The sequence below is a fragment of the Pseudomonas sp. Au-Pse12 genome (assembly GCF_021341665.1).
Classification (GTDB): domain Bacteria; phylum Pseudomonadota; class Gammaproteobacteria; order Pseudomonadales; family Pseudomonadaceae; genus Aquipseudomonas.
In genome coordinates, this window is the sequence record NZ_JAJTTH010000016.1 from 30,492 (window position 1) to 42,170 (window position 11,679).

11 protein-coding genes are annotated in these 11,679 nt (G+C 62.7%); 8 read left to right on the forward strand and 3 right to left on the reverse strand.

Annotated elements, in window-relative coordinates; genetic code table 11:
• Complete coding sequence (gene xseA / locus LXM55_RS30205) at window positions 1-1,380, reverse strand: exodeoxyribonuclease VII large subunit (RefSeq protein ID WP_233323770.1); 1,380 nt, start codon at window positions 1,378-1,380, stop codon at window positions 1-3.
• Between the two features lie 47 nt (window positions 1,381-1,427).
• Window positions 1,428-2,324: a LysR family transcriptional regulator gene (locus tag LXM55_RS30210; protein ID WP_233323771.1), complete on the reverse strand. Its 897-nt coding sequence runs from the start codon at window positions 2,322-2,324 to the stop codon at window positions 1,428-1,430.
• 101 nt (window positions 2,325-2,425) lie between these two features.
• On the opposite strand from LXM55_RS30210, the gene LXM55_RS30215 reads away from it, so the two are divergent.
• The 7 genes from LXM55_RS30215 (at window position 2,426) to LXM55_RS30245 (ending at window position 9,248) form a co-directional block, all read left to right on the forward strand.
• On the forward strand, window positions 2,426-3,196 hold the full coding sequence (locus LXM55_RS30215; protein ID WP_233323772.1) for a sulfite exporter TauE/SafE family protein: 771 nt from the start codon (window positions 2,426-2,428) through the stop codon (window positions 3,194-3,196).
• A 131-nt stretch (window positions 3,197-3,327) separates the two neighbouring features.
• Window positions 3,328-3,876, forward strand: coding sequence for a sugar ABC transporter ATPase (locus LXM55_RS30220; protein WP_233323773.1), 549 nt, complete (start codon window positions 3,328-3,330; stop codon window positions 3,874-3,876).
• Between the two features lie 117 nt (window positions 3,877-3,993).
• Window positions 3,994-5,463 carry an IMP dehydrogenase gene (gene guaB, locus LXM55_RS30225; protein WP_233323774.1) on the forward strand — a complete coding sequence of 490 codons (1,470 nt, stop codon included), beginning with the start codon at window positions 3,994-3,996 and terminating at the stop codon, window positions 5,461-5,463.
• A 104-nt stretch (window positions 5,464-5,567) separates the two neighbouring features.
• Window positions 5,568-7,145, forward strand: a complete 1,578-nt coding sequence (gene guaA / locus LXM55_RS30230; RefSeq protein ID WP_233323775.1) for a glutamine-hydrolyzing GMP synthase — start codon at window positions 5,568-5,570, stop codon at window positions 7,143-7,145.
• A 148-nt stretch (window positions 7,146-7,293) separates the two neighbouring features.
• Complete coding sequence (locus LXM55_RS30235) at window positions 7,294-8,178, forward strand: M24 family metallopeptidase (RefSeq protein WP_233323776.1); 885 nt, start codon at window positions 7,294-7,296, stop codon at window positions 8,176-8,178.
• 264 nt (window positions 8,179-8,442) lie between these two features.
• Window positions 8,443-8,721 (forward strand): hypothetical protein, encoded by a 279-nt coding sequence (locus LXM55_RS30240; RefSeq protein ID WP_233323777.1) that lies wholly within the window; start codon window positions 8,443-8,445, stop codon window positions 8,719-8,721.
• 5 nt (window positions 8,722-8,726) lie between these two features.
• Window positions 8,727-9,248, forward strand: coding sequence for a helix-turn-helix transcriptional regulator (locus tag LXM55_RS30245; protein ID WP_233323778.1), 522 nt, complete (start codon window positions 8,727-8,729; stop codon window positions 9,246-9,248).
• 11 nt (window positions 9,249-9,259) lie between these two features.
• Here the strand turns inward: LXM55_RS30245 and treR are convergent, their stop codons facing one another.
• Complete coding sequence (gene treR / locus LXM55_RS30250) at window positions 9,260-9,964, reverse strand: trehalose operon repressor (protein WP_108545279.1); 705 nt, start codon at window positions 9,962-9,964, stop codon at window positions 9,260-9,262.
• 228 nt (window positions 9,965-10,192) lie between these two features.
• Between treR and treP the strand changes: the two genes are divergently transcribed.
• On the forward strand, window positions 10,193-11,635 hold the full coding sequence (gene treP / locus LXM55_RS30255; protein ID WP_233323779.1) for a PTS system trehalose-specific EIIBC component: 1,443 nt from the start codon (window positions 10,193-10,195) through the stop codon (window positions 11,633-11,635).
• The last annotated feature ends 44 nt before the right edge of the window (window positions 11,636-11,679 follow it).

Genomic DNA, 11,679 nt, shown 5'->3' on the forward strand with positions numbered 1-11,679 from the left:
TCAATCCAGTAGAGAAAGGGTGACAGGCGTCAGGTGATTGTCTTCGACCCGCACTTGCAGTTCGCCTTCACCCAGGCGGGCGGTGAGGCGCTGGCCATTGCGGGTCTGCCCGGCGTTGCGAATGGCCTGGCCACGATCGTCCAGCAGGATGCTGTAGCCACGGCCGAGCGTGGCCAGGGGGCTGACCACGTGCAGGGTCTGCATCTGGCTGTGCAATTGCAGGCGGCGGCCCTTGAGGCCTTCGCGCATGGCGCGGGGCAGTCGTTCGGCCAGGCTGTCCAGGCGTTGGCGCAGCAGCGCCAGTTGTCGACCTGGATGCTGCGCCCCGAGGCGAGTTTCCAGGCGGATCAAGCGTTCGCGCCGGATATTGAGGCTGCGTTCGAAGGCCCGGCGCAGGCGCATGTCCAGGTCGTCCAGGCGTTGTGCTTGCTGGCGCAGGCGTTCGCCGGGATGGCGCAGGCGTCGGGCCAGGCCGTCCAGGCGCAAGCGCTCGCGCATCAGCCGGTCGCGCATGCGCATCACCAGGCGCCGATGCAGGCTCTCGATGCGGCGTTGCAGGTCGCTGGAGTCGGGGGCCAGCAGTTCGGCGGCGGCAGAAGGCGTGGGGGCGCGAACATCGGCCACGAAATCGCTGATGGACACGTCGGTTTCATGGCCGACGGCGCTGACGATCGGCGTTACGCAGGCATCCACCGCCCGGGCCACGGCTTCTTCGTTGAAGCACCAGAGGTCTTCCAGCGAGCCGCCGCCACGGGCCAGGATCAGCGCGTCAAAGCCCCGGGCATCGGCCAGTTGCAGGGCGCGGACGATCTGCGCCGTGGCCTCGCGGCCCTGCACGGCTGTGGGAATCAGTGTCAGTACAACCTGCGGCGCGCGGCGGCGGAACACGCTGATGATGTCGCGGATCACCGCGCCGGTAGGGGAACTGATGATGCCGATGCGTTGCGGATGGGCCGGCAGCGGCACTTTGCGCTCGGCGCTGAACAGGCCTTCGGCGCTGAGCTTTTCCTTGAGTGCATCGAAGGCCAGGCGCAGGGCACCGTCACCGGCCGGTTCCACGGTATCGAGGATCAGCTGATAGTCGCCGCGGCCCTCGAACAGCGAGACCTTGCCCCGGACCTTGACCGCCAGGCCGTCCTTCAGCGCCTGGCGGACCCGCACGGCGTTCTGCCGAAACAGCGCACAGCGCACCTGGGCGCCGCTGTCCTTGAGGGTGAAGTACACATGGCCGGAGGCGGGGCGGGCGAGGTTGGAGATCTCGCCTTCGACCCAGATATTGCTGAACACGTCCTCGAGCAGCACCCGGGCGCGGCCGTTGAGCTGGGTGACGGTGAGGACCTCGCGGTCCAGGCCGAGTCGTGCGAAGGGATCTTTAATCATGGGGCGCAGTTTAAAGGCCTGTCTCTGAATGGAACAACGCAAATCAACTACAAGTGATTGCGAAAATGTTCGACGAATTGCGTCACCAGAGGCGTCGGTTCCTGGCGATAGGCGAGGGCGATGGTGCTCTGGCAGTCGGCATCTGCCAGTGGCAGGAAGCGAATGCTGGCGGGCGCGATGTCCTGCATCGATTCGGGCAGCAAGGCAATGCCGAAGCCGGCCTGGATCAGCTGCAATTGGGTGGTCTTGCGCGACATCACCCGCGCGGCCTTGGGAAAGAAACCCTGGCGCATGCACAGCTCGGCCGACAGGTAGCTCAAGCCGCCGCGCTGCGGATGGGGAATGGAAATAAATGCCTCCTCCCTGAGCTGGGCCAGATCCACGCCCGCAGCCGGTGGTTGCAACGCCAGGCGATGCTGTGGCGGCACCGCCAGTAACAGCGGTTCGCTGAACAGCGGGATGATCTGTACCCCTTCCCGCTGGCGCAGCACGGGCAGGCGCAGCAGGCCGATATCCAGGCGCCCTTCAGCCAACTCTTCCAACTGCGCTTCGGAGGACAGTTTGACGATGTCCATGCAGGCGCCGGGGCAGTGTTGCAGGTAGCTGCCGATCCCCTTGAGGAGCCGGCCGCTCATGGGCACGGTGCTGGAGTGGCTGAGGCGCAGGGTCCCCAACTGTCCCTGACCCACCTGAGTGGTCATCTCGGCGGCCTTGTGCAACTCCCCCAGCACATTGCGCGCCTTGAGGAAAAACACCTCGCCCGCCGCGGTCAGTCGTGGCAGGCGCGCGGTGCGTTCGAACAGCGGAGTCTGCAACTGGTTCTCCAGTTCCTTGATCTGCCGGCTGAGGGCTGATTGGGCGATGAACAGACGCTCGGCGGCGGCGCTGAAGCTGCCGCATTCGGCAATCTCCACGAAGTAGCGCAGTTGGCGGGTCGAAATCACGAGGCATGCCTTTTTGCGATGGGTTGGCGACTTTGACGATATTAGTCGCAAGGCTCGCCCCTGGCTAAAGTCATTGCATATTCAACTGGGAAGTCGCGGTGATGAGCGTGGTAATCGAAGGTTTGAACCAGTGGTCTTTTGGCCCGGGTGGTTGGTTGGCGATCGGCCTGGGCATCGCGCTGGCGTACATCGTGTTTGGCATTGCCGGTTTCGGCACGGCGCTGGTGGCGGGGCCGATCCTGATCCTGTTCATGCCATTGTCAAAGATTGTGCCGCTGCTGGTGTTGCTGGATTTCGTCGCCGCCTTTGGCAATCTGCTGCCTTCGCGCAAGGACGTGGCCAAGCCCGAGTTGTTGCGCCTGTTGCCCTGCATGGCGCTGGGCTGCACCTTGGGGGTGATTTTCCTGCTCAACCTCAAGTCCGATCTGCTGCTTCTATTGATGGGGCTGTTTATCAGTGCCTACGCCATCTACAGCTTGTGGGTGAAGGTGCGCCCGGCTCAGCTGGCGGCCGGCTGGGCGGTGCCGATGGGAATAGTGGGCGGAATGTTTGGCGCGTTGTTCGGCAGTGGTGGTTTTCTATATGCCATTTACCTGAACAGCCGTTTGCCCAAGGATCCGGCGCGGGCCACCCAGAGTGCGTTGATCAGTTGCAGCACCGTGGTGCGTCTGAGCCTGTTCGCCCTGGCTGGGGTGTATGCCGAGTTGCCGCTGCTGCTGTTGGCCGGGTGCTTGTTGCCGGCGATGGCGTTGGGCTTGTGGGTGGGGCGGCGCTTGACCATGAAGTTGTCTCGGGAGGCCTTTGTGCGTTTGGTGACCTGGTTGGTGCTGGCCAGTGGTGTTGCCTTGATCGGGCGCTTTCTGAGCACTTGACCTGTCGGGGGCAGGGATTAAGCTGCGGGCCTTTAAATTCGTTCGCCGGCAAGCCGGCTCCTACAATTGACGGTAGGGGCCGGCTTGCCGGCGCAAGCATTCGTACTGTCCCGCACGTTTCAGGCTTATCCATGAACTCGCAAAGCATCCTCGTTCCGAAAATTTCCACCCTGCCGGTGCACGAACCGCGGGCGCGGGCCATCGTGCGCTGGCTGGTGCGCAAGAACATCGTCGAGGAAAACCTGAGCACCTGCGGGCGCACCGGCAATCGCATGGGCCATGCGATTGCGCCGGGGGCGCGGGACGTGGTGCTGCGGCCAGAGGCGCTGCCCTTCGGCGAGCCGATCAACGGCCTGGAGATCATCACCAAGCGCTGTATCTACACCCCGGCCAAGGGCTTTCTCGAAGAAGCCGGTTGTGCCGAATGCCGCCAGGAAATCGGCGAGGCGCTGTTCGAGAGCCTGGAAGACTGGATGCCGGGGCGCACCGATAACTTCACCTGTCCCGAGTGCGGTCATGAAGATGACATCAACGGCTTCCTGTTTCTTCAGGAGTGCGGTTTTTCCAACTTGGGCTTTATCTTCAACAACTGGGCCGAGGCAGGGTTCAAACAGAGCTTTATCGACGAGTTCGCCGACTGGCTGGATCAGCCGGTCAGTTGGGTGAAGGTCGAACTGTAGGAGGGGAGATGTCCCCATCTATCACTCCAGCGATATTAGCCAGAGTTTTACATTGAGCCCGGGTAGGTGTCTGAGTATAATGGCGCGCTTCCATTTTCCCGCCCGGGAGCCCCCGCGATGCTGCGTATCAGCCAAGAAGCCCTCACCTTCGACGACATTCTCCTAGTGCCCGGTTATTCCGAAGTACTGCCTAATGAAGTCAGTCTTAAGACCCGTTTGACCCGTGGCATCGAGCTGAATATTCCACTGGTTTCCGCCGCCATGGACACCGTCACTGAAGCCCGTCTGGCAATCGCCATGGCTCAGGAAGGCGGCATCGGCATCATCCACAAGAACATGACCATCGAGCAGCAAGCTGCCGAAGTGCGCAAGGTCAAGCGTTTCGAAGCCGGTGTGGTCAAGGACCCCATCACCATCGAAGCCGACGCCACCGTGCGTGACCTGCTCGAACTGACCAACATGCACAACATCTCCGGTGTGCCCGTACTGCACAACGGCGACCTGGTGGGCATCGTGACTTCCCGCGACGTGCGTTTCGAAAGCCGTCTGGAAGTCAGCGTTCGCGAAGTGATGACGCCTAAAGAACGTCTGGTCACCGTCAAGGAAGGCGCCGACAAGACCGCCGTCCGCGAGCTGCTGCACAAGCACCGCATCGAGCGCGTACTGATTGTCGACGACGCCTTCGCCCTCAAGGGCATGATGACCGTCAACGACATCGAAAAAGCCAAGGCTTACCCGCTGGCCAGCAAGGACGACCAAGGTCGCCTGCGCGTCGGCGCTGCAGTCGGCACGGGTAAAGACACGGGCGATCGCGTTGCTGCGCTGGTCAACGCCGGTGTCGACGTGGTGGTGGTCGATACCGCCCACGGCCACTCCAAGGGCGTGATCGACCGCGTTCGCTGGGTCAAAGAGAACTTCCCTGAAGTGCAGGTGATCGGCGGCAACATCGCCACCGGCGCTGCCGCCAAGGCCCTGGCCGAAGCTGGCGCCGACGCCGTCAAGGTCGGTATCGGCCCTGGCTCGATCTGCACCACCCGTATCGTTGCTGGTGTCGGCGTGCCGCAAATCAGCGCGATCGCCAATGTTGCAGCGGCACTGGTCGGCACGGGCGTTCCTCTGATCGCCGACGGCGGTATCCGTTTCTCCGGTGACCTGTCCAAGGCCATCGTGGCCGGTGCCTCCTGCGTGATGATGGGTTCGATGTTCGCCGGTACCGAAGAGGCTCCGGGCGAGATCGAACTGTTCCAGGGCCGTTCCTACAAGGCTTACCGTGGCATGGGCTCCCTGGGCGCCATGTCCCAGGCCCAGGGTTCTTCCGACCGCTACTTCCAGGATTCCTCCGCGGGTGCCGAGAAGCTGGTGCCGGAAGGTATCGAAGGTCGCGTGCCGTACAAGGGCACCCTGACCGCCATCATCCATCAACTGATGGGTGGCCTGCGTTCCTCCATGGGCTACACCGGTAGCGCCAACATCGAAGAAATGCGCACCAAGCCGGAGTTTGTCCGCATCACCGGCGCCGGCATGGCTGAATCCCACGTCCACGACGTGCAGATCACCAAGGAAGCGCCAAACTATCGCGTAGGTTGATAGTGATCGCCTCCAGGCCCAGGCCCGGAGGCGATTGACGAATTTAGTAACCGGGGCTGTGTTTTTCAGCCCCGTGTCGTTTCTGAAATTAGACGAGACTGACCATGGCCCTCGACATTCACGCTCACCGCATCCTGATCCTCGACTTCGGTTCCCAGTACACCCAACTGATCGCCCGCCGCGTGCGCGAGATCGGGGTCTACTGCGAACTGCATCCGTTCGACATGGACGACGAAGCGATCCGCGAATTCGCTCCCAAAGGCGTCATCCTCGCCGGCGGCCCCGAGTCCGTGCACGAAGCCAACAGCCCTCGCTGCCCGCAAGCGGTGTTCGACCTGGGCGTTCCGGTCTTCGGCATCTGCTACGGCATGCAGACCATGGCCGAGCAAATGGGTGGCAAGGTCGAAGGCTCCGAGCTGCGTGAGTTCGGTTACGCCCGGGTTGATGTAGTCGGCAAGAGCCGCCTGCTCGATGGCATCGAAGACCACGTTGACGCCGATGGCCTGTTCGGCCTCGACGTGTGGATGAGCCACGGTGACAAGGTCACCAAGATGCCGGAAGACTTCCACATCCTGGCCAGCACCCCGAGCTGCCCGATTGCCGGTATGTTCAACGACGACCTGCGCTACTACGGCGTGCAGTTCCACCCGGAAGTGACCCACACCAAGCAGGGCGGCCGCATCCTGTCGCGCTTCATCCTCGACATCTGCGGCTGCGAAGCGCTGTGGACCCCGTCGAAGATCGCCGAAGACGCCATTGCCCAGATCCGCGCCCAGGTCGGCACCGACAACGTCCTGCTGGGCCTGTCCGGTGGTGTCGACTCCTCGGTGGTGGCGGCCCTGCTGCACAAGGCCATCGGCGATCAGCTGACCTGCGTTTTCGTCGACAACGGCCTGTTGCGCCTGCACGAAGGCGAGCAAGTGATGGCCATGTTCGCCGAGAACATGGGCGTCAAGGTGATCCGCGCCAACGCCGAGGAGCAGTTCCTCAATAACCTGGCCGGCGAAGCCGACCCGGAGAAGAAGCGCAAGATCATCGGCCGTACCTTCATCGACGTGTTCGATGCCGAATCCTGCAAGCTGGAAAACATCAAGTACCTGGCCCAGGGCACCATCTACCCGGACGTGATCGAGTCGGCTGGCGCGAAAAGCGGCAAGGCCCACGTGATCAAGTCGCACCACAACGTGGGCGGCCTGCCGGAAGAGATGAACCTCAAGCTGGTTGAACCGCTGCGCGAGCTGTTCAAGGACGAAGTCCGCCGTCTGGGCCTGGAGCTGGGCCTGCCGTACGACATGGTCTATCGCCACCCGTTCCCGGGCCCGGGCCTGGGCGTGCGCATCCTTGGTGAAGTGAAGAAGGAATACGCCGACCTGCTGCGTCGCGCCGACCACATCTTCATCGAAGAACTGCGCAAGGCCGACTGGTACCACAAGGTCAGCCAGGCATTCGTCGTGTTCCAGCCGGTGAAATCGGTGGGCGTGGTGGGCGATGGCCGTCGTTACGCCTGGGTCGTGGCCCTGCGCGCCGTGGAAACCATCGACTTCATGACCGCACGTTGGGCGCACCTGCCTTACGAGCTGCTGGAAACCGTCAGCGGCCGGATCATCAACGAAATCGAAGGCATCTCCCGCGTCACCTACGACGTGTCGAGCAAGCCGCCGGCCACCATCGAGTGGGAATGATCCCGCAGCCTCACGCTAGTCAGGCTTGGGTGAAATGGACGAGTATTTTCTAGTCCGCTAAGAAGGCCCCTGATCGCGAGATCAGGGGCCTTTTTGTTAAAGAGAACGGGCCGCCCTGCGAGGCGGGTCATCGGATAGGGATGTTGAGATGAGTGTGTTTGGCAAGTTACTGCGAACCTTGGGCCTGGCGGCAGAAGCGCCTGAACCGCCGAGCGCGACGGCGCAGCCATTGTCGCGTTTTGATCGTTTTGCTGCGGACAATCGCGAAGCCTTTGCGCTGATCGGCACCTTGCCGGAGCAGGAGATTGTGGCTGAAGAGCGGCGCCTCGCTGCCGAGGTGACGGACATTCTGCTGTCGCTCAAGCCGTTTATGGTGGAGGGGGTGTCGCGTCTGGAGATTCAGGAACAGGTGCTCCAGCAGCTTGATAGCCGGCAGTTACTGCCTGCGCTGGTGGGCTACAAGGGATACCCCGCAGCCGTTCCTGTCTCGGTGAATGCGGAGCTGATCAGTTGCCTGCCCTCGGAGAAACGCTTGCCGGCCAGTGCATTGGTCAAGGTCGAGGTCGTGGTGTCATCGCGCAAGGGGTATGGGGCGCAGTCCTGGACCTTTGCCACGCCCGGCGCCAGCACAGAACAACTGCGCTTGTTGAGCGCTGCCAAGGACGCTCTGGAGCAGGGCTTGCGACAGGTACGCGGTGGTGAGTCGCTGGGGGCCATCGGCGGTGCGATCCAGGAAGTGCTGGACGCCCAGGGATTCAGTGCAGTGGTTGAATACTGCGGTTATGGCATGGGCAGGCAGCGGATCCAGGCGCCTCAGGTACTGGGTTACCGCGTTGCGGGGTGTTCCGAACCCATGGTGGCCGGTCAGGTATTGAATGTTCAGGTGTTGGCCAAGGCCGGAACCCCACCTGTCCGGGTGATGCCCAATGGCTGGAATGTGGTCGCTCACGATCGGTGCGACGGGGTGGGGGTCAGTGCCATGGTCCGAGTGACGGAGGTGGGGGCAGAACGTCTCAGCCGGTTTGTCGACTGAAGTCTCTGCGTTGCAAGACAAATGGCGATTGCACCTTGGGTGGATCGCCATTTGTATGTCCAGGTATTGGAAAACCCGGGTTTTTCGCGTTCACGCAATACCGGGAAAGACATTGCCCCGTCCAGCCTCTGGGGCGCCGTGTACCTTTGAAGTCGTCCCTCAGTGTTTTGTCCTGGCAGCGAATTATCGCTGGGCGGCATTGATCGGATTGTATTGGGTTGTCAGTTGACAACCTTGTGTTCCTGACGATACTGGAGGCTATGGATGGCTCGTGCAACTCATCCCAAGAAAGACATTGAAATGGCCCTGCGTTACGCCGAATGGCAGGGCTGGCGCATCGAGATTGGCGGTGGTCATGCCTGGGGGCGGATCTACTGCCCGTACAACAACGAAGTGTGTCGCTGTGGCGAGTTCTGCATCACCAGTGTCTGGCGTACACCGAAGAACCCGGCCCAGCACGCCCGGGCGTTGTGCCGGGTAATCGACAACTGCACCGTGAACCAGCTGCGTGGGGCCAAGGCACCGGCAGCCCGTCAGGAGTAAGCACCATGGAATACCTGTTCACCCTCAACTATCTGCTGCCGCTGGAGGGCTGCGATCCGCTGCAACTGGTGGAGCGCCTCGGTGCGGCGGGGTGCACCGACGCCCTGGTCGGCATCGGCCTGGCCGGGCGCCTGGCCCTGGAGTTCAGTCGCGAAGCCGAGAGTGCCGAGGCGGCGCTGCTCAGTGCCCTGGGGGATATCAAGCGGATCATCCCCGAGGCGCGGCTGGTGGAGGCCAGCCCGGATTTTGTCGGCCTCAGCGAGATTGCCGAGATCGTCGGGGTGTCACGGCAGAACATGCGCAAGCTGATGCTCGGCCACGCCGACAGCTTTCCCCTGGCGATCCATGAAGGCAGCACCTCGCTGTGGCATCTGGCGGAGGTCCTGAGCTGGCTGGACAGCAAGGGCGGCTACCCCCTCAAACACCCGGTGATCGAGGTGGCGCGGGTGGCGCAGCAGGTGAATACCGCCAAGGAGTCGCAGCGCATCGGGCCTCTCAGCGGTGAGCTGGTGGCCCTGCTGGGCTGACGGGGCAGCGCTTAGCGGCGGGCCACGTCGGAGAAGTAGAACTTGTCCAGGGTGTGCCGTGATTCGGTGTACTCGAACTGCCGCCCGTCTTGCAGAAAGGTCTGGTTGCTCACCACGATCACATGGCTCTGGCCGTCCAGGTCGAGCAACTGCTGGTCGTCCTTGCTTCGCGGGCTGGCCTCGATGGTGCGCTGGGCATAGCTGATGTTCAGTTGCAGGGTCTGTTCGATGTAGGCGTAGATCGAATGCTCGGCGATCTGCCGGTCCAGCCCCGGAATCAGCTCGGCGACAAAATGGTTGATGTCGAGAATCACCCGTTTGCCATCGATTCGCCGCACGCGCTTGATCCGTGTGATCAGGCTGCCTTCTTCGGCCTGCAGGTGATTGAGCAGGGCGCCTTGCAGGGGGAACTGGCTGAACTCCACCACCTCGGTGCTGACGTCATCCCCCAGGCGCGGATAGGTTTCCTGGAAGCTGACGATGCCGCCCAGTTGGAACTCGATGGGATTGGGCGAGAGCACGAAGGTGCCCTTGCCATGGATCTTCTGCGCGAAGCCACGCTCCTGCAGCAGTTCGATGGCCTTGCGCACGGTGCCGCGGCTGGCCTGGTAGCTGTCCATCAATTCGCTTTCCGAAGGCAGGCGGGCGCCACGCTCCAGGCGTTCGGTGGTGATGCTGGCAAGCAGATCGCTGTAGATCTGGTTGTATTTGCTCATGGGATGGCTCTGTGCCGGACTGTGCTCAAGGCAGGCACCTTAAGGGCTGGACGGGGCATTTGTCCATGCGCCCGGGCCAGGCGTCGCCTGGCGGAAACGGCCCGGCGCAGGGCGTGCCGGAAGAAAATTTCAAACTCGTCTGTACGAGTTGTTGATTTAACTCGTACAGACGAGTAATTTGCCCCTCGGCGTGCTGCCAATAACAAAAACCTCAGGTGGAAGAAAAGCATGAGCCACGACTATTCAACGATCGCCAGCGAGTTGCTGTACAGCCTCGGTGGCGCCGACAACCTCGAACAGGCGGCCCACTGCGTGACCCGCCTGCGCCTGGCCCTCAAGGACCCGAGCCTTGTCGACAGCGCCACCCTCAACCAGATCGACCTGGTCAAGGGCTCGTTCTTCACCGGTGGCCTGTTTCAGGTGGTGATTGGCCCCGGCGAGGTGGAAAAGGTCTATGCGGCCTTGCGCCAGCAGACCGGTCTGGCGGCCTCGACCATTGCCGATGTGAAGGACAAGGGCGCCCAGAAGACCCACGCCATGCAGCGTCTGGTGCGGGTGTTCTCCGATGTGTTCATGCCGATCCTGCCGGCGCTGATCATCGCCGGCCTGCTGATGGGGGTGAACAACCTGCTGGGGGCCAAGGGCATGTTCATCGAAGGCAAGACCCTGCTTGAGGCCTACCCGGGCCTCGACGGGCTCTGGAGCCTGATCAACCTGATGGCCAACACCTCCTTCGTGTTCCTCCCGGCCCTGGTGGGCTGGTCGGCGGCCAAGCGCTTTGGCGGCAGCGAGATCCTTGGCATCGTCCTGGGCCTGATGCTGGTGCACCCGGACCTGCTCAACGCCTGGAACTACGGCAAGGCGGTGGCCGGGCTGGATGGCCAGAGCCTGCCGTACTTCGACATCTTCGGTCTGTTCCAGATCGAGAAGGTCGGCTACCAGGGGCAGATCCTGCCGATCCTGCTGGCGGCCTATGTGATGAGCGTGATCGAAAAATGGCTGCGCGCCCGGGTGCCCAACGCCATCACCCTGCTGGTGGTGCCCATCACCACCATCGTGGTCACCGGCGTGCTGGCCCTGGCGATCATCGGTCCGGTGACCCGGCACCTGGGGATTCTGATCACCGAAGGCGTGGTCACCCTGTTCGAGCTGGCGCCCATGCTCGGCGGCGCGATCTTCGGCCTGCTCTATGCACCGCTGGTGATCACCGGCATGCACCACATGTTCCTGGCGGTCGACCTGCAACTGATTGCCACCCAGGGCGGCACCTTCATCTGGCCGATGATCGTCATGTCCAACCTGGCCCAGGGCAGCGCGGCCCTGGCGGTGTTCACCATGAGCCGCAACGCCCGTGACCGCAGCATGGCCTCGACCTCGGCGATTTCCGCCTACTTCGGCATCACCGAGCCGGCGATGTTCGGCGTCAACCTGCGCTACAAGTTTCCCTTCTATGCCGCGCTGGTCGGCTCGGCCCTGGGCAGCGTGTTCCTGTCGCTGAACAAGGTCCAGGCCTCGGCCATTGGCGTTGGTGGGCTGCCGGGGTTCATCTCGATCATTCCCCAGTACATCCCGCTGTTCGTCATCGGCATGGTCATCGCCCTGGTGGTGCCTTTTGTCCTCACCTGCGGCCTGAGCCTGAAGATCATCCGGCCCGGCTATCGCGTGGCCTGACCCGCCCTGTAGGCGCCGGCTCGCCGGCGAATGTCCTCGTACTC